This window comes from Bacillus sp. FSL M8-0266 (assembly GCF_038613425.1).
GTDB lineage: Bacteria > Bacillota > Bacilli > Bacillales > Bacillaceae > Bacillus > Bacillus pumilus.
Genome location: NZ_CP152015.1, coordinates 3,391,804 through 3,409,506 on the forward strand (window position 1 = coordinate 3,391,804; position 17,703 = coordinate 3,409,506).

Here is a 17,703-nt window from a genome sequence, read left to right on the forward strand (position 1 = left end):
CTACTTTTCAAAAAATCATGATCATGATACTTTGTTGTCACTACCCACCGATGTATGACATTTCAACTTTTTTCTGATCTTTCTTCTGCTCTCTCTCAGCTGAATATTGATCATCTCTATTCGACCATAGTTCCTTCAATATATTCTTTATATCTTCATTATCTTTTGTTGAGCGAATCACCCGCTTCAGATCAAAACCCGATGATGCAAAAAGACATGTAAACAATTCACCGCGAGCAGAAAGTCTCGCTCTATTACATGTTCCACAAAAAGCATCTGAAACAGAAGAAATAATGCCTATCTCTCCTGAACCATCTTGGTAAAAGAATCGGTTGGCTACTTCACCTGGATATTGAGGAGGTTCTGGTTTGATGGGAAATGTTGAATCAATTAGACCAATGATCTCTTTCTTTGTCATGACATGCTCTAGATTCCATTTGTTCGTATTTCCGACATCCATAAACTCGATAAATCTGAGAACATGTCCTTCTTTTTTAAAGTAAGCTGCCATTGGTAAAACATCCTGATCATTCACACCTTTTTGAACAACCATATTGATCTTAATAGCAAGTCCAGCTTTTTTTGCAGCTTCAATCCCATCAAACACTTTTTGGATAGAAATATTCCTTCCGTTCATTTGCTTAAAACGGTCAGGATTTAATGAATCCAAACTAATGGTGACTCTTTGAAGACCTGCTTTCTTTAACTTATCAGCATATACAGGTAAAAGCGTTCCATTAGTTGTCATAGCAATATCTTCGATTCCTGGAATTTTTGAGAGCTTTTCTATTAAGATAGGTAAATCTTTTCGCATTAAAGGTTCACCACCCGTGATGCGTATTTTTACCACACCTAGGTCCTTTGCAAAAAGGGTAGCAAGCTGTTCAATTTCTTCGAAACTAAGCAGTTCTTCTTTATTCAAAAAAGGATAATCTGGTCCAAAAATTTCAGCAGGCATACAGTACGTACATCTAAAGTTACAGCGATCTGTTACTGATATTCTTAAATCGCGCAATGGTCGATGTCTCCTATCCAATATACTGTCCATACTTTGCCTCCTATTCTGTTATACGCTGATGGTGAGTGTAGATATTAAAAGATTCTCCTCTGACAAATCCAACTGTCGTGATATTTAATTCTTCTGCCATATTAAGCGCCAGCTCAGTAGGTGCTGATTTTGAGATGACGATCGACACTCCTAGTTTTGCTGCCTTCAATAGAACTTCTGACGATATCCGGCCGCTAAACACAAGAATTTTATCTCTAAGTGGAATTTGATGAAGTAAACAGTATCCATAGATTTTATCTAATGCATTATGTCTTCCTATATCAGTTCTAGTGATGAATAGCTTTTCTGTATCACACAGTCCAGCATTATGCACACCACCAGTATGTTGAAACAATTGACTTTCTTCTTGTAAACATTTCATTAGACGTATACAAGTATCAGCAGAAATGTTGATTCGATCAATGGCTGTTTTTGCTGTTTTCACATCTTGGAGAAAATAAAAATGTCTCCCTTTCCCACAGCAAGAACCAATCACCCGCTTTGTAAAATCTGATGACTGAAATCGGGTTGAGTGAACTAAATCAACATAGGCAAAGCCCATACTTTCATCTATTGTAAACCTTTTAATCTCATTTTCAAATCGAATGACTCCTTCTGAAGCTAAAAAACCGATCACCAATTCTTTCAAATGATCTGGTGAACAAACAAGTGTTACAAATTCCTCTCCATTCACGATCACAGTTAAAGGAAATTCTTCTACAACTTCATCTGTTTTGCAAGTAAATTGACCTTCACGGTATTGGTGTATGACTCGTTTCTTTTTAACAGAAGGATTCATTGTATGACCTTCCTTTCAGCACAAATTTAGTTATATGAACCAATCAAATTGTGATATTATTTTAAAAAGTCATAAAAATGTAACATATTTCTATCTTATCAAACTTTTTGATTGCTTTATATGGGGGGAACAAAATGAACAAATCGAAAAATCGCTGGCTCATCGCAACAAGTGCTGTAGGAATTCATTTGTCTATTGGGTCTGTTTATGCTTGGAGTGTTTTTACGAATCCTTTACATCAGGCCTTTCATTGGTCACTCACAGAAATAAGCCTGACCTTCAGTATTGCTATTTTATTTTTAGGATTATCTGCTGCTTTCATGGGGCATTTCGTTGAAAGATATGGTCCAAGGGCATCAGGGCTCTTCTCAGCCATTTTCTTCGGTATCGGGATGACAGGGTCAGGATTCGCTGTCCACATGTCCTCACTCCCTCTCCTCTATTTATTTTATGGTGTACTCGCTGGGATAGGATTAGGGGTAGGCTACATTGCACCTGTATCAACTTTAGTGAAATGGTTTCCGGACCGAAGAGGACTTGCAACCGGCTTAGCTATTATGGGTTTTGGATTTGCGTCTCTTATTTGCAGCCCAATTATCCAATATCTCATTGAAAAAGTAGATATCGCAAATACCTTTTACATTCTTGGAATTTCCTATTTTATGATCATGGTGATTTCATCTCTTTATTTATCACCACCAACACCTGATGACATCAAACAATTTGATGTGTTAAAAACAAATCAAAGAAAAATTCCTCAGGATTTATCACAGCTTACAGCAAATGAAGCGATCAAAACACGACGTTTTTATTATTTGTGGCTCATGCTCTTTATTAATATCACATGCGGAATTGCCATTATTTCAGTAGCATCGCCTCTTGCTCAAGAAAGTGTTGGATTCACTGCAGGTGCTGCAGCTACCCTTGTTGGCATTTTAGGTGCTTTTAATGGTTTAGGACGGATTGGCTGGGCTTCCTTCTCAGATTATATCGGAAGGCCGAATACGTATACAATCTTCTTTAGTATCCAGCTCATTGCTTTTCCTTTACTTCCCTACTTAAAAGAACCACTCGTTTTTTCAATCGTGATGGCAATCATTTATACGTGCTATGGAGGAGGGTTTGCCTCAATTCCAGCCTATATTGGGGATTTATTTGGCACGAAACAACTTGGTGCCATACACGGTTATATTTTGACAGCCTGGGCAGCTGCTGGTTTAGCAGGACCTTTATTTTCATCCTTTATCCGGGATATAACAGGTAACTACACGCAGAGTCTGATGGTGTTCTCTGGCTTATTTTTCATCGCTTTTATCATATCTCTTCTCATACGGAAGGATATTCAGCAGCTTAGAGAAACAAACCTTACTGCTGCTGCTTCTGTCTCATCCCGACCTTAATTTGAATTTGACAGAATCACAATCTAAAGGTAATTTTTAGATATGAAAACGCTTTATAAAGTAATAGGAGGGTGATGATATCATGGGGAAAACAAAACATAAGGGGCCTATTAAGCTTAATAAAAAACCCTCACCAAAGCTATGGGCCTCTTTTGCGCCTATGGGACTTGGAAAAGTAAAGCCGAAACACATTCGAGATACGATGAAAGTGGCTTGGGAGAACAAGGATAATCTCCCCTATGCATATCGTATTTTAACGCAAGGCGTGTGTGACGGCTGTGCCCTTGGTGTTTCAGGGTTATATGACCAAACGCTCGCAGGACCTCATATATGCACCACAAGACTAAATGTACTTCGTCTTAATACAATGCCAGCTATTGATCCAAAATGGTTTGAAGACATTCAACAACTCAAACAAATGGACAGCACTAATCTCCGCAAACTTGGCCGTATCCCTTATCCACTGATTCGAAAAAAAGGTGACAATGCCTTTATGCGTATTTCTTGGGATGATGCATTAGATCAAATCGCAGCTAAAATCAAATCAATTGATAAACGGCAGCTCGCTTTCTATTTAACAGCTAGAGGAATTACAAATGAAGTCTATTATACCGCTGCGAAGGCAGCTCGCTTTATCGGGACAAATCATATTGATAATGCGTCTCGCATTTGTCATTCACCGAGCAAAACCGCTCTTAAGCGATCTCTTGGCATAGGAGCCTCCAGCTGTAATTACAACGATTGGATCGGAACAGATGTCTTAATTTTTTGGGGATCTGTCGCAGCAAACAATCAGCCCGTTTCCACTAAATATATGTATGCGGCGAAAAAGAAAGGAACCAAAATTATTGTCATCAATCCATACAAAGAACCTGCCATGGAAAAGTACTGGGTTCCCTCTATTCCAGAAAGTGCTTTATTCGGCACAAAAATCGCAGATGATTTCTATCAAGTCAATATAGGCGGCGATATTGCGTTTATGAACGGTGTCATCAAACATTGGTTTGACATGGAGCAACACGCGCCCCATTCCGCTCTTGATCATGAATTTATTCAAGCTCATACTACCGGCATACAGGATTTACAGCAGCATGTCGCACAGTTGAAATGGGAAGACCTTGAGGCATCATCAGGCTTATCAAAAGAAAGAATGAAGGAATTTGCCATCCTTCTTGCCAATGCCAATTCAGGCGTTTTTATTTGGAGCATGGGTCTTACCCAGCACCGCTTTGCAACGGATAATATATCACAGGTCGCTAACCTTGCTATGTTACGTGGATTTATTGGCAGGAAACATTGTGGTGTCATGCCAATTCGCGGGCATAGCGGTGTTCAAGGTTCTGGTGAAATGGGTGCTGACCCATTTGTTTTGCCTGGCAGTGATTTTGATGAAGAGAATATTGAAAGAGTCGAAAAGATTTGGGGGTTTGACATTCCGAAATGGCATGGTGACACCATTGGGCAATCCTTTGAGAAAATGGCTCTCCCAAAAGAACATCCGCAAAAACTCAAAATGCTGTTTACGAGCGGCGGGAACTTTTTAGAAACGATGCCAAATCCAGATGCGATCGAAAAAGCATTATCTGAGCTTGAACTCCGTGTCCATCAAGATATCATTTTGAATACCTCTACGCTAGTAGAGGCAGAAGAGACGGTCATTGTTCTGCCTGCTATGACAAGATATGAACAGCCAGGCGGCGGTACATCAACTAGTACGGAACGCATGGTATATTTCAGTCCAGAAATTGAAGGACCTCGGATTGAGGAAGCCAGAGCAGAATGGGATATTTATATTGATCTTGCAAAAAGAGTACGCCCACAAGATGCTGAGCTGATTCATTTCGAAACGGCTGAAGACATTCGCCGTGAGATTGCGATCGCAAATCGAAACTATGATGGCATCCAGCATTTACGTCATAAAGGAGACGTTTTTCAATGGGGAGGTGCCTGGCTATGTGAAGACGGAGAGTGTCCAACACCGGACGGCAAAGGACATCTTCTTCCTGCCCAGCTGCCTCAATACCGAAAAACCGAGGGACATTTTAATATCACGACAAGAAGAGGAAAGCAATTCAACTCGATGATCTATAGTGAAAAGGATGCCTTTAATGGTGGGAAGCGTCATTCTATCTTGATGAATGACGAAGATGCTAAAGAGCTTTATGTCAAAGAAGGTGATCCAGTTGTTTTGTTTAATCAATATGGATCCTACCAAGGAGTCGCTCAATTCGGGGAGTTGAAACGTGGCAATATCGCTGTTTACTGGCCTGAAGGGAACGTTTTAATTCCAAAGGGTGTGTATGAGAGCTACTCACAGATTCCCGAATATAATACGGTGGCTATATTAGAAAAAGCTGAAACCTTTCATGCAAGAAAAGACCAGCACTACGTGGAGAAACGAATTGATGAATTAGAAACCACTTTGAATTGATCTTAAACTAAAAAACAGCTGGGGAAAACAATCCCCAGCTCCCATTCATATCCTACTGACCAAAAGCGCTCGCTGCATTTTGTAGAATGTGATTCAATTCTTCGGCATTTGCAGCCGGTTGATATTGTCCACCGCCTGCTTTTGCAACAGACTTTAGACTTTTGGCTTCTTTTTCATTCACGTCAAAGCCGATGATATTAACAATGGTGTCAATTCCGCCTTCATGTAATTCCTTTGCTGCTTGTGAAGGGCTTCCTCCACAAGTTTCTTTACCATCACTGACGACATAGACAATGTTTTTCCCTTCAGCCTGGTGATCTTCAAAATCTTGCTTCGTATCTGTTAATGCTTTTGCAAGTGGTGTCCATCCAGTTGGCTTATACACATTCAGTGCTTGCTGAAATGTTGAGGACTCATATGATCCAAATCCATAAACGGCTTCAGAGCTTCCACAAGAAATTGCTTTTCCAGCATTTTTATTGGTTCCTTCATGACCAAATACACGAAGAAGGACTTGTGTATCATCTGATAAAATACTTGCGAAGCTTTGAATAGAACGTTTGGCGATATCGATTTTCTTTTCGCCTTCAATTGATTGCGCCATGCTGCCGCTTAAATCGAGTAATATCACCACATGAGCCGGCTCCTGTTTTTTTGTCACAGCATGAGCTGGTGAAGAAAGAAGCAGGACAAGACTAGCCAAAATGGTTAATACAATATTGCGTTTCATTCATAAAAACCTCCCTTTTTACATTTGTACAGAAAAAGAGAAACGAAAGCATACATCAATCGTTTCCCTTTTGTTCAGCAAGTTATTCGTGTAGTTTTAATGATTCTGCTGACAAGATAGAACCCATTTCTTTACCAGTGCTTGCTTGGTAGTAATGGCCTTTACCAGCTTTGGCTACTTGCTTTAATTGACCTTCATAGCCATCGTTAAAGTCTAATCCAATGACATTAACAACAGTCGAGCCTTTTGAGTTATGCAATTCTTTTGCTACTTTTACTGGATCCCCGCCACAAGTTTCTTCGCCATCAGTGATGAGGTACACAATATGTTTTGTTCCATTATTAAGCTGTTCATCCGCTTGCTTTGCATGTTCAAGAGCACGAGCAATCGGTGTCCAGCCATTTGGTCCAAGTCCGTTTAAAGAGTTTTCAAAGCTTTCTTTTTCGTAAGGCTGTACGCCATAAACGCCTCTAATGACTTCACATGATTGAGCTTTACCTGAATTTTTGTTGTTTCCTTCAGAGCCAAACAAGCTCATACGAATTTTAGCGTCTTTTGGAAGTGACTGAGCAAATTTAAATACCTCTTGTTTTGCGAGGTCAAATTTGCGTTCTCCCTCTACTTTTCTTGCCATGCTTCCACTTGCATCAAGTAAGATGGTGACTCTTACATCTTTGTTTTGTTTTTTGACTGTAGATGCTTTTGCAAATACTGGTGAAGAGATTGACATAGATAATGTCAATACAGCTAAGGTTACGAGTGTAAATACTTTTTTCAACATCATTTTTTCCTTCCTCCCTATGTATTAAATTGAAACATCTTAATCGTAAAATATTCTGTCTTGGAATGGTATAGGACTCGGTCCCTTTTTCTCTTTCATCAAAATCACTAAAAATCTGTCAGTTATCTAGATATATTCACCCAACACATCATTTTTTCTTTTGTTTTCTCCTTCTTTCGAGGGGCTTTGTATCGGCCATCGGTTCTTGTCGGGACGTAAATGTTTAAGTTTTCCTGAGGTGCGTCTTAAGTCGCAAATTGACACATTCTGTTCAAACCTCTTGGAACACACAAAAAAGATGCCCCCATTTTGAGGCACCTTTGCTTTATTTTTTAGCCATATACGTGTTAAGAAAACGATCAGCTGATTCAATTTGAATCCCTTTATAATAATGTTTCACGATAGCATCTACTTTTTTGCCTGACTGTGCCATATAATGCGCACCGTACTGACTCATTCCAACACCATGGCCATACCCTTTTGTCGTGATGATAATTTGCTGGCCCTGTCGTTCCCATGTAAAGTCCGCTGAGTGAAGCCCTAATGACTCTCGAATATCTCTACCTGACAGTGTTTTACCGTTTATTACGGCTTTCGCCACTTGGTTTCCAGGTGTCCGTTCTACAATCTGTCCTACCTGAGCCTGCTGAGTGAGCGTCACACCTAATTTTTGCTGAAATTCATTCACTGAGATGGTTTTCTTGTTTTGAAATTTTGGCGATTTTTCGTCCCATTTACTTGAGACACTTTTCAAATAGGGGATTTCATTTTTCCAATAAGCTTCGGCATTTTCCGTTTTCCCGTTACTTGTTGAAAAGAATGAGGCATCAATTGGTTTTTCGTCGTAGGTCAACACTTTTCCTTGTGTGCTAGCGACAGCTTCTGTGACTTTTTTTAACTTCCAATTGTACGCTTTTCCCCAAATTTTCTTGAGTTCCTGCTTGTTTTTATAAACTTGGAACATTTGGGTATCATCTACAAGAGAGCCCTTTGGTGATTTGACGGTCTTATCGATGATCATTTGTCTGACGATATACGTTCTTGCGGCGAGTGCCTGTGCCTTAAGTGCTTCCATCTCAAAATCAGCTGGCATTTCAGATGCTACGACACCGATCACATACTCTTCTAAGGGGATGTTTTCTACCTGCTGATGAGCTGAACGATAGACGGGGATAGCGACGGCTGATTGCTTCAATTTGACTGTACCCTTCACTTCTTTTTTAACTGATGGCTCCGCTGATACATGCTGGCTTGCCTCCGGTTTCCCTTGAAACGTCGGCAACACAAGTAAAGTTGGAATCATTAAAATAATGATGCATATTCCTGCGATTGTCCATATCATTGGTTTCATATTTGGCTGCCCCCATTTGTCATTGGATCTCTTTTATCTTATGGGCGGGGACAAGCTAATATGACAGCTTCTTTCATTCAGTGGACAAGTCTTTTGATAAAGATAAGAGGCTCTTTATCAACTGATTTTACTGTTCGTCTTTATGAATAAAATTTAAGATGGTTGGATACACTAATGATAAGCTTTGAAAATAAATCATCTATGATTCTAAAAAAAAATCAGCATGCCCCAATGGACACACTGATTTCTTTATGATTACGCGTTCAGATCTGATACAACTTGTTCTTGTGTCACATCTGCTGTTTCATCATTTACTCTTTCAATATCTGCACCGATTGCTGCAAGCTTCTGGTGGAAGTTCACATAACCACGATCGATATGCTTCAACTCAGTGACACGTGTATGACCTTCTGCTACTAATCCAGCAAGTACAAGTGCTGCTCCTGCTCTTAAATCAGTCGCTGACACTTCAGCACCTTGAAGTTGAACCGGCCCGTTGATAATGACAGAGCGACCCTCAATTTTAATATCACCATTCATACGACGGAATTCTTCTGCATGCATAAAGCGGTTTTCAAATACCGTTTCTGTGATCATGCTTGTTCCGTTCGCACGAAGCAATAGCGCCATCATCTGAGATTGCATATCCGTTGGGAAACCAGGATGTGGCATTGTTTTTAGATCGATTGGCTTGAGCTCAGATGGTCCAATGACTCTTAAACCTTCTTCTTCTTCAATGATCTGAATACCCATTTCTTCCATTTTTGCTACAAGTGATGTCATGTGCTCTGGCACTGCGCCTTTCACAAGAACATTTCCTTCTGTAATGGCTGCTGCCACCATGAAAGTACCTGCTTCAATTCTGTCAGGGATGATGTTGTGTTTTGCACCGTAAAGTGTTTCCACACCTTCGATTTTGATTGTACCAGTACCAGCTCCGCGAACCTTACCACCCATGGCATTGATGTAGTTTGCCAAATCAACAATTTCAGGTTCTTTTGCTACGTTTTCTAAAATCGTTGTTCCTTCAGCTAATGCTGCTGCCATAATGATGTTTTCAGTTGCGCCAACACTTGGGAAATCCAAATAGATTTTCGCACCTTTTAAACGGCCTTTAACTTCAGCCTCGATGAAACCATTTCCTACTTGAATTTTAGCTCCCATTGCTTCAAAGCCTTTTAAATGCTGGTCAATTGGTCTTGAACCAATCGCACACCCTCCAGGTAATGCAACTCTTGCATGACCTGTTCTTGCTAAAAGTGGTCCCATGACGAGCACAGACGCTCGCATTTTACGGACATACTCAAACGGAGCCTCAGTTTCTAGTGCATGAGATGCATCCACTGATACTTCGTTATTTTCAAAATGTACTTCTGCTCCTAAATGACGTAACACTTCATTGATTGTATATACATCGGAGAGCGTAGGTACATCACAAATTACGCTTTTTTCTGTACTTGCTAACAAAGATGCAGCGATAACTGGTAAAACGGCATTTTTTGCTCCTTCTACTTTAACTGTGCCGTTTAACTTTTGACCGCCGCGGACGATGATTTTTTCCAAGGTCTTCCCCTCCGCGTCCCAAATTCTCTATATTAATATTCAGTCGTTACGATTGGTGTGCCAACCGTAATCGTATGATTTTCGTTCATTTCCGAACTTCTGATGGCAATTTGAACATTCATTTTATCATTTGAAGTCATAATGAACTGTTCCCACTTATCTGTGTAAGCGGAAAGCGACACAAAATTAGACTCAACGAGATACTCAACTGGTTTTGCTTGAAATTCATTTGCTAACATTTCAGCCTTTTTTTGCAAAACAACATCCATCATACCATTTACATGACCATCGAGACAAGTAAAAATTACAAATTTCTCTTGTAATATGCTTTTTGCATGACGTACGAACTGATCATATGTATGCTCCCAGGTATTCAGTGGGCGAGCACCTTTTTGCTCATATAATAAATACGACTTTTGATTGGATTTTGTGTCGGTCTTTACGAGTAAAATTTTCGATAATGTATCATTTTTTTCATCTTTGTAAATTCCTGTGACTTTGGTGACATGTTCTTCTTCTTTTTCGGTCCACTCATACTGTCGTAGTTCGTCTTTGAAACGTTTCACTTTTTTTGAAAATTGTTCGGATGAAATGTCTACATTTGTTTTGGCGTGAAGAGTCCATCCATCTACTTCAATTTGCTGGTTTTTTAGACCTTCTGCTATTTGGACGAGCGGAGAAGATTCTTCCGCACGAACACCTTGAATCATCAGAACAAAAAAAAGAATAAACGCAAATAATGGCCAACCTTTTACATACTTTCTCACTTGTCATTCCCCCTTGCTACAAGTGTTGCCGCAAGGAGGTCTATGCATACGTGGAAAAGTCATCAAAGGCCATACTTTTGACACTTCTTTTTAAGTTCCCGCATAAGGTAGTGACCAAACCTTTTACGTTAGAACATATAAGGTATTTGTCTGGAGAAATTTAAGTAATCAAGGAAGAAATTGCTGACTGCAGATGCAATAGCAATGGTAATGAGCATCATCAGCAATCTTGCCTGAATGATTTTCCCTTTTTTAATCAGTGGGTCAATATTTACGGCAAGCAATGCCCACCATGTAACCGCAATAAAAAACAGGTGGATCACAATACTAACAATTGCTTGTTGTCCTACGTCTTCCATACAGTTGAATCCTCCTTTTATTTATTTCTGTAAAGGAAAACTCCCTTTCATTATATCCTCGAAAATCGGAAAGATGAATCATTTGGAAAAAAGAGCTACATTTAGAGTAAATCCCCTCTTATCCTGGTGCCAAGGAGATGATATACTGCGTGTGGAAGGAGCTGAACATATTGAAAGATTCTTTTCCTGACTTTGTTGATTTGTACGGAGAACTGGTTCCCTCATTTGATCATGAATGGGAGGCCATTGCTTTCTACTTTGATTATAGACAGACACAGCTAGAAGAATTAGCGCAATTGTGTCATTTTCATAACATTTCTTTGGATTACTCTGTGGAAAGCCTGAATCAGTTAGAATCACTTTACTTTGATGCATTTACCAAGCAGCTGTTTGCCGAGTGGAAAATGCCAATAGATGCATTAGAAGCGATGATGAGTGTGTATATGGGAGAGGTTGTTCTTCGTCATCATTCAGATGCTGACTGGGTGATACGGCCTTATATGGACTCTCCGCATCAATATACGCTGGGTTTGCGACGGCACAATAAAACGTGGCATAGTACGCAGTTTTGCGAGCACTTATATCTTGAAAAACAGGATTCTCATCCATATGTGTCAATGTACCAATCCCTCATGTCACTTTAAAAAAATCCTTCTTATCATTGTGATAAGAAGGATTTTCTGTTTTATTTCCCTGCTACATTTAAACGGTTTAACGCCCGTTTTAATGCGAGTTCCGCCCGGCGTATATCACTTTCATTCGGGTGGTTCAAATGCTCTTCAGCACGCTGTTTCGCTGATTTAGCACGATCGACATCAACTTTATCTGATGTTTCAGCGGCCTGAGCAAGAATGGTTACTTGTTCAGGGCGAACTTCAACAAATCCGCCACTTACTGCAACCAATTCAGTTGATCCACTATGTTTTAAGCGAACTGCACCGATTTTTAGCGGAGCAACCATTGGAACGTGGCCAGCTAAAATACCAAGCTCACCGCTTTCTGCTCTGACACTGACCATTTCCACATCCGCTTGATACACTGGGCCGTCGGGAGTAACGATATTGACTTGAACGGTCTTCATGCTTTTACCCTCCTAAGGACCAGATTAGGCCTCTACACCCATCTCTTTGGCTTTTTCAACCACTTCTTCAATGCGTCCAACTAAGCGGAATGCATCTTCTGGAAGGTGATCGTATTTACCAGATAAGATTTCCTTGAAGCCTTTAACAGTTTCCTTCAATGGCACGTAAGAACCTTTTTGGCCAGTGAACTGCTCTGCTACGTGGAAGTTTTGAGATAGGAAGAATTGAACACGACGCGCTCTGTGTACCACAAGCTTATCGTCCTCTGATAATTCATCCATACCTAAAATGGCAATGATATCTTGTAGTTCTTTATAACGCTGCAATGTTTGCTGCACTTCACGTGCGATGGCATAGTGCTCTTCGCCAACGATCTCAGGTGCAAGTGCACGAGATGTTGAAGCAAGAGGATCAACCGCTGGGTAAATACCCATTTCAGTCAGCTTACGCTCAAGGTTTGTCGTTGCATCAAGGTGAGCGAACGTTGTTGCTGGAGCTGGATCCGTATAGTCATCCGCAGGTACATAGATCGCTTGAATCGATGTAACCGATCCTACGTTTGTAGACGTGATACGCTCTTGCAGCTGACCCATTTCTGTTGCAAGTGTCGGCTGATAACCTACCGCTGAAGGCATACGTCCAAGAAGGGCTGATACTTCAGAACCTGCTTGTGTAAAACGATAGATGTTATCGATGAAGAACAATACGTCTTGACCTAGTTCATCACGGAAATGCTCTGCCATTGTCAAACCAGTTAGGGCAACACGCATACGTGCACCTGGTGGCTCGTTCATTTGACCGAAGACCATGGCTGTTTTTTCGATAACGCCAGAATCTTTCATTTCGTAGTAAAGGTCGTTTCCTTCACGTGTACGCTCTCCAACACCAGCGAATACAGAAATACCGCCATGTTCTTGTGCGATGTTGTTGATCAATTCTTGAATCAGAACGGTTTTACCTACACCGGCTCCACCGAATAGACCGATCTTTCCGCCCTTGATGTAAGGAGCAAGAAGGTCAACAACTTTAATACCCGTTTCAAGAATTTCAACTTCTGTAGAAAGTTGATCAAAAGAAGGCGCTTGTCTGTGGATTGGATCTCTTTGAGCTTCCACACCAAGTGGCTCATCTAAGTCAATATTATCTCCCAGTACGTTGAATACACGTCCAAGTGTTACGTTACCAACTGGTACTGAAATTGGTTTTCCAAGGTCTACAGCTTCCATACCGCGCTTCACACCATCTGTTGATGCCATTGCGATGGTTCTGACTGTATTATCACCTAAATGTAGTGCTACTTCTAAAGTTAAGTCGATAGTAACTTCACTTTCACTTTCCGCTTTATGCGAAACTCTGATCGCATTATAAATCTCAGGCAAGTGACCGTCTTCAAAATGAACGTCTACGACTGGTCCCATGATCTGACTGATGCGTCCTGTTTTCATTGCATTCCCTCCTGACAATTATTTCTATTCTAAGGCAGCTGCTCCGCCGACAATTTCTGTAATCTCTTGTGTAATCGCTGCTTGACGAGCACGGTTGTAAGAGAGTGTCAGGCTGTCGATCAATTCCTTTGCGTTGTCTGTTGCACTCTTCATTGCTGTCATCCTTGCAGCATGTTCACTTGCTTTACTGTCAAGAAGCGCACCGAAAATCAAACTCTCTGCATATTGAGGAAGGAGAACTTCAAGAATTTCTTCTTCAGAAGGCTCAAACTCATAAGATGCGGAACGTTTATTGGGTGTCGCTGCGGCCGAAATGTCCGTTAGCGGCAATAATTTCTTCTCTGTTACTTCTTGTGAAATGGCACTGACAAAGTGGTTGTAGAACATGTAAAGTTCGTCAAACGCTTCATCAGAGAACATTTGAACTGTACTGCTTGCTAATTCTTTAATATCAGCAAACGCTACTTCGTCTCCAAGCCCTGTGACTTCAGAAATAACTGGAATACCGCGCTTTTTGAAGAAGTCGCGTCCGATTTTACCAATCACAATCACCGTATATTCATCAGCGGATTGATGACGAGATTGAATGGTTTGGTAAGCGGCACGCAAAATCGAGCTGTTAAAAGGTCCTGCAAGTCCTCGATCAGATGTAATGACGAGATACCCTGCTTTCTTGACAGGTCTTGAAAGAAGCATTGGGTGCTTAGCACTTGTTCCAGTTGCGATTGCAGCAACGACTTCCTGGATTTTCTCCATGTAAGGAACAAAAGACTTCGCATTGTTTTCAGCACGATTCAGTTTCGCAGCTGATACCATTTGCATCGCTTTTGTGATCTGACTCGATTTTTTCGTTGACGTGATCCTTGACTTTATATCGCGTAATGAGGCCAAAGATTTCACCACCTTTTTTCAGGAATCCGTGTTCATTTACGTGAAAAGAGAGAAAAAGAGAATCTTTTTCTCTCGGAAAGATTACTAATTAGTTGCTTGGTGCAAACGTACGTTTAAAGCCTTCGATTGCTGTATTCCACTCTTCATCAGCAGGCATGTTTCCTGTTTGAGAGATCGTGTCAAACAAGTCTTTATGGTTTTCTTCAATGTACATGAATAATTCAGCTTCGAAACGTTTGACATCAGCAATCGCGACATCGTCTAAGTATCCTCTTGTAAGTGCATAAAGAATCGCTACTTGTTTTTCAACTTTAAGCGGTTTGTTCAAGTCTTGTTTTAAGACTTCAACTGTTCTAGCACCACGGTTTAATTTTGCTTGAGTCGCTTGGTCTAGATCAGATCCAAATTGAGCGAATGCTTCAAGCTCACGATAAGAAGCAAGATCCAGACGAAGTGTACCTGCTACCTTTTTCATCGCTTTGATTTGTGCAGAACCACCTACACGGGATACAGACAATCCTGCGTTTACTGCTGGACGTACGCCTGAGAAGAAGAGGTCAGATTGTAAGAAAATCTGTCCATCTGTGATTGAAATAACGTTTGTTGGGATATATGCAGAGATATCGCCAGCTTGCGTTTCTACGAAAGGCAATGCTGTGATAGAACCGCCACCCTTTTCGTCACTAAGCTTCGCTGCACGCTCTAATAAGCGAGAGTGAAGATAGAAAACATCACCAGGGAATGCCTCACGACCTGGAGGACGACGAAGCAATAATGAAAGCTCACGGTAAGCTGCCGCTTGTTTAGAAAGGTCATCATATACAACAAGTACGTGCTTGCCGTTATACATGAATTCCTCACCCATCGTTACACCTGCATAAGGAGCAAGGTAAAGTAGCGGAGCTGGCTGTGATGCAGAAGCTGTGACTACAATTGTGTAATCAAGCGCACCATGCTTACGAAGTGTTTCAACAACACCACGAACCGTTGATTCCTTTTGTCCGATCGCTACATAAATACAGATCATGTCTTGATCTTTTTGGTTTAGGATCGTATCAATTGCAACAGATGTTTTACCTGTTTGACGGTCACCAATGATCAATTCACGCTGTCCACGTCCGATTGGAATCAAGGCATCAATTGCTTTAATCCCTGTTTGAAGCGGCTCATGTACAGATTTACGATCCATAACGCCTGGTGCTTCACTTTCGATTGGACGAGTTTTGCTTGTTAAAATTGGACCTAGTCCATCAACAGGCTGACCAAGTGGGTTCACAATACGTCCGATTAACTCTTCACCTACTGGAACCTCCATGATACGACCTGTACGTTTTACATCATCACCTTCGCGGATATCTTTGTAAGGTCCTAAAATAACGATACCTACGTTAGACTCCTCAAGGTTTTGAGCCATACCCATTACACCGTTAGAGAACTCAACCAGCTCTCCTGCCATAATGTTGTCAAGGCCATGTACACGCGCGATACCGTCCCCTACTTGAATGACTGTACCGACATCTTTTACTTCAATTTCAGATTGATAGTTTTGGATTTGCTGCTTTATCAGCGCGCTAATCTCTTCAGCTTTGATACTCACTAAGGTTTCACCCCTTCTAACGATTTTCGCCTGCAAGCTGACGTTCAATGCGGGAAAGCTTTCCGCTGACACTGCCGTCATAAATGCGGTTTCCGATACGGATTTTCACTCCGCCTATTAGATCCTTGTCAATCACATTTTCAACACGCAGTGATGTGACTCCGGCTTTTTTGGCAAATACTTCAGATAAAGATTGAATTTCAGCGCCGCTCAGCGGTTTCACTGAATACACGACCGCATCGTCTATTTGTTTCGTTCGGTTTGCCAGTTTCACAAACTCAGACGTCATTTCAGAGAAAATATTCGTGCGCCCGCGGTCAATCAATAAATACATTGTGTGCAATACATGTGTCGAAACACCTTTGAAAGCTTCTGCAATCAAATGTTTCTTTTTGTCTGCCGTAATCTTTGGATGAACAAGAAAGTCATTCAATTCTTGGTCAGCCTTTAGAACTTTTTTGATCTCATTCAGCTCTTTTTCAGTTTCGTCTACTGCCGAAGAAGCAAGAACGATGTCAAAAAGAGCAGAAGCGTAACGCTTAGAGACAATAGTCACGCTCATCGGCTTTCGCCTGCCTCTTTAAGATACTCTTGAATCAATTTCTCTTGTGCTTGCTCATCAAGTTCTCTTTCAATCACTTTAGATGCAATAAGTACAGATAGTGATGCAACCTGCTCGCGCAGTGCAGCCACAGCTTGTTCTTTTTCTTTCACGATTTCAGTTCTAGCAGACTCTTTCAAGCGCTCTGACTCTTGACGTGCTGCTTGAATGATCTCTTCTTTTTGCTTCTCACCAATCTTTTTCGCATTTTCGATGAGTGTATGTGATTCTTCGCGTGCTTCTTTCAATAAGGCACGTTGTTCTTCAAGAAGCTTTTCAGCTTGAACGTGCTTTTGTTCAGCACTTGAAATTTCATTTCCTATATAATCTTCACGCTGTTTCATAATCCCTAATAAAGGCTTAAGCGCAAATTTCTTTAAAAGTGCAAGCAAGATGAGCATAGCGATCAACTGGAATATCATATCCCCAGCGTTGAAACTTAAGCCACCTGCTCCTAAAACCACTGGTAACTGAGACATTTAGTACGGCAACTCCCTTCTTTAAATAATATGTTAAGAAACAAAACATAAAGGAATGGCGAAGTTTCGAACTAATCTGATCTTCGCCATTAAATTTCATATTAGAACGCTTCTCACATATTAACCAAAGAATGCCAAGAATGCGATAACGACAGCGATAATTGGAAGTGCCTCAACTAAAGCAACCCCGATGAACATAAGAGTTCTTAGTTCTCTACCAGCTTCTGGCTGACGAGCGATTCCTTCAACTGTTTTAGATACGATTAGACCGTTACCAATACCTGCTCCTAGTGCTCCCAAACCGATTGCAATTGCTGCTGCTATTAAATTCATTAAAAAGCTCCTCCTTTAAAATAACGTCCTTTTTGGACTCTCAATT

General features: G+C 40.9%; 18 protein-coding genes. 3 read left to right on the forward strand and 15 right to left on the reverse strand.

The window, feature by feature from the left end; all coding sequences use genetic code 11:
- Positions 1–40 precede the first annotated feature (40 nt).
- Positions 41–1,048: a GTP 3',8-cyclase MoaA gene (gene moaA, locus MKY83_RS17505; RefSeq protein WP_065097872.1), complete on the reverse strand. Its 1,008-nt coding sequence runs from the start codon at positions 1,046–1,048 to the stop codon at positions 41–43.
- Positions 1,049–1,058: 10 nt separating this feature from the next.
- Entirely contained in the window at positions 1,059–1,847 is a 789-nt protein-coding gene (gene fdhD, locus MKY83_RS17510; RefSeq protein ID WP_185107723.1) for a formate dehydrogenase accessory sulfurtransferase FdhD, read from the reverse strand.
- Between the two features lie 134 nt (positions 1,848–1,981).
- Between fdhD and MKY83_RS17515 the strand changes: the two genes are divergently transcribed.
- Both MKY83_RS17515 and MKY83_RS17520 read left to right on the forward strand, forming a co-directional pair.
- Positions 1,982–3,247 carry an OFA family MFS transporter gene (locus tag MKY83_RS17515; RefSeq protein WP_106067003.1) on the forward strand — a complete coding sequence of 422 codons (1,266 nt, stop codon included), beginning with the start codon at positions 1,982–1,984 and terminating at the stop codon, positions 3,245–3,247.
- Positions 3,248–3,329: 82 nt separating this feature from the next.
- A complete protein-coding gene (locus tag MKY83_RS17520; protein ID WP_113767793.1) occupies positions 3,330–5,678 on the forward strand; it encodes an FdhF/YdeP family oxidoreductase in 2,349 nt (782 codons plus the stop codon).
- A 52-nt stretch (positions 5,679–5,730) separates the two neighbouring features.
- Here MKY83_RS17520 and MKY83_RS17525 read toward each other — a convergent pair whose 3' ends face one another.
- The 6 genes from MKY83_RS17525 to MKY83_RS17550 all read right to left on the reverse strand — a co-directional run bounded on the left by MKY83_RS17525 (position 5,731) and on the right by MKY83_RS17550 (position 11,229).
- A complete protein-coding gene (locus MKY83_RS17525) occupies positions 5,731–6,408 on the reverse strand; it encodes a VWA domain-containing protein (protein WP_065097868.1) in 678 nt (225 codons plus the stop codon).
- An 82-nt stretch (positions 6,409–6,490) separates the two neighbouring features.
- Complete coding sequence (locus MKY83_RS17530; protein WP_080772972.1) at positions 6,491–7,189, reverse strand: VWA domain-containing protein; 699 nt, start codon at positions 7,187–7,189, stop codon at positions 6,491–6,493.
- A gap of 325 nt (positions 7,190–7,514) precedes the next feature.
- Positions 7,515–8,540: a stage II sporulation protein D gene (gene spoIID, locus MKY83_RS17535; protein ID WP_342487524.1), complete on the reverse strand. Its 1,026-nt coding sequence runs from the start codon at positions 8,538–8,540 to the stop codon at positions 7,515–7,517.
- A gap of 255 nt (positions 8,541–8,795) precedes the next feature.
- Entirely contained in the window at positions 8,796–10,103 is a 1,308-nt protein-coding gene (gene murA / locus MKY83_RS17540) for a UDP-N-acetylglucosamine 1-carboxyvinyltransferase (RefSeq protein ID WP_044140139.1), read from the reverse strand.
- A 32-nt stretch (positions 10,104–10,135) separates the two neighbouring features.
- Complete coding sequence (locus MKY83_RS17545; protein WP_044140140.1) at positions 10,136–10,870, reverse strand: YwmB family TATA-box binding protein; 735 nt, start codon at positions 10,868–10,870, stop codon at positions 10,136–10,138.
- 128 nt (positions 10,871–10,998) lie between these two features.
- On the reverse strand, positions 10,999–11,229 hold the full coding sequence (locus MKY83_RS17550; protein WP_044140141.1) for a DUF1146 family protein: 231 nt from the start codon (positions 11,227–11,229) through the stop codon (positions 10,999–11,001).
- A gap of 170 nt (positions 11,230–11,399) precedes the next feature.
- Between MKY83_RS17550 and MKY83_RS17555 the strand changes: the two genes are divergently transcribed.
- On the forward strand, positions 11,400–11,873 hold the full coding sequence (locus tag MKY83_RS17555) for a hypothetical protein (RefSeq protein ID WP_268453588.1): 474 nt from the start codon (positions 11,400–11,402) through the stop codon (positions 11,871–11,873).
- A gap of 41 nt (positions 11,874–11,914) precedes the next feature.
- Here the strand turns inward: MKY83_RS17555 and MKY83_RS17560 are convergent, their stop codons facing one another.
- From MKY83_RS17560 to atpE, 7 genes are all read right to left on the reverse strand, one after another.
- On the reverse strand, positions 11,915–12,310 hold the full coding sequence (locus tag MKY83_RS17560; protein WP_044140142.1) for a F0F1 ATP synthase subunit epsilon: 396 nt from the start codon (positions 12,308–12,310) through the stop codon (positions 11,915–11,917).
- Between the two features lie 24 nt (positions 12,311–12,334).
- Positions 12,335–13,756 (reverse strand): F0F1 ATP synthase subunit beta, encoded by a 1,422-nt coding sequence (gene atpD, locus MKY83_RS17565; protein WP_034660283.1) that lies wholly within the window; start codon positions 13,754–13,756, stop codon positions 12,335–12,337.
- A 24-nt stretch (positions 13,757–13,780) separates the two neighbouring features.
- On the reverse strand, positions 13,781–14,647 hold the full coding sequence (locus tag MKY83_RS17570) for a F0F1 ATP synthase subunit gamma (protein WP_044140144.1): 867 nt from the start codon (positions 14,645–14,647) through the stop codon (positions 13,781–13,783).
- An 88-nt stretch (positions 14,648–14,735) separates the two neighbouring features.
- On the reverse strand, positions 14,736–16,244 hold the full coding sequence (gene atpA, locus MKY83_RS17575) for a F0F1 ATP synthase subunit alpha (RefSeq protein WP_034660286.1): 1,509 nt from the start codon (positions 16,242–16,244) through the stop codon (positions 14,736–14,738).
- Between the two features lie 16 nt (positions 16,245–16,260).
- The gene (locus MKY83_RS17580; protein WP_034660287.1) at positions 16,261–16,806 is read right to left on the reverse strand and encodes a F0F1 ATP synthase subunit delta; all 546 of its coding nucleotides are present in this window, start codon (positions 16,804–16,806) and stop codon (positions 16,261–16,263) included.
- The gene (gene atpF / locus MKY83_RS17585; RefSeq protein WP_065097865.1) at positions 16,803–17,324 is read right to left on the reverse strand and encodes a F0F1 ATP synthase subunit B; all 522 of its coding nucleotides are present in this window, start codon (positions 17,322–17,324) and stop codon (positions 16,803–16,805) included. The genes MKY83_RS17580 and atpF overlap by 4 nt, the downstream gene beginning before the upstream one ends.
- Positions 17,325–17,444: 120 nt before the next feature.
- Positions 17,445–17,657 (reverse strand): F0F1 ATP synthase subunit C, encoded by a 213-nt coding sequence (gene atpE / locus MKY83_RS17590; protein ID WP_003214968.1) that lies wholly within the window; start codon positions 17,655–17,657, stop codon positions 17,445–17,447.
- Between the last annotated feature and the right edge of the window lie 46 nt (positions 17,658–17,703).

What these genes read in the sequence shown, in the direction of transcription:
- MKY83_RS17560 (WP_044140142.1), bottom strand. Translation starts at nt 12,310, where the DNA reads ATGAAGACCGTTCAAGTCAATATCGTTACTCCCGACGGCCCAGTGTAT.
- MKY83_RS17530 (WP_080772972.1), bottom strand. Translation starts at nt 7,189, where the DNA reads ATGTTGAAAAAAGTATTTACACTCGTAACCTTAGCTGTATTGACATTA.
- atpE (WP_003214968.1), bottom strand. Translation starts at nt 17,657, where the DNA reads ATGAATTTAATAGCAGCAGCAATTGCAATCGGTTTGGGAGCACTAGGA.
- atpF (WP_065097865.1), bottom strand. Translation starts at nt 17,324, where the DNA reads ATGTCTCAGTTACCAGTGGTTTTAGGAGCAGGTGGCTTAAGTTTCAAC.
- atpD (WP_034660283.1), bottom strand. Translation starts at nt 13,756, where the DNA reads ATGAAAACAGGACGCATCAGTCAGATCATGGGACCAGTCGTAGACGTT.
- moaA (WP_065097872.1), bottom strand. Translation starts at nt 1,048, where the DNA reads ATGGACAGTATATTGGATAGGAGACATCGACCATTGCGCGATTTAAGA.
- MKY83_RS17550 (WP_044140141.1), bottom strand. Translation starts at nt 11,229, where the DNA reads ATGGAAGACGTAGGACAACAAGCAATTGTTAGTATTGTGATCCACCTG.
- MKY83_RS17525 (WP_065097868.1), bottom strand. Translation starts at nt 6,408, where the DNA reads ATGAAACGCAATATTGTATTAACCATTTTGGCTAGTCTTGTCCTGCTT.
- MKY83_RS17515 (WP_106067003.1), top strand. Translation starts at nt 1,982, where the DNA reads ATGAACAAATCGAAAAATCGCTGGCTCATCGCAACAAGTGCTGTAGGA.
- spoIID (WP_342487524.1), bottom strand. Translation starts at nt 8,540, where the DNA reads ATGAAACCAATGATATGGACAATCGCAGGAATATGCATCATTATTTTA.
- fdhD (WP_185107723.1), bottom strand. Translation starts at nt 1,847, where the DNA reads ATGAATCCTTCTGTTAAAAAGAAACGAGTCATACACCAATACCGTGAA.
- MKY83_RS17520 (WP_113767793.1), top strand. Translation starts at nt 3,330, where the DNA reads ATGGGGAAAACAAAACATAAGGGGCCTATTAAGCTTAATAAAAAACCC.
- MKY83_RS17580 (WP_034660287.1), bottom strand. Translation starts at nt 16,806, where the DNA reads ATGAGCGTGACTATTGTCTCTAAGCGTTACGCTTCTGCTCTTTTTGAC.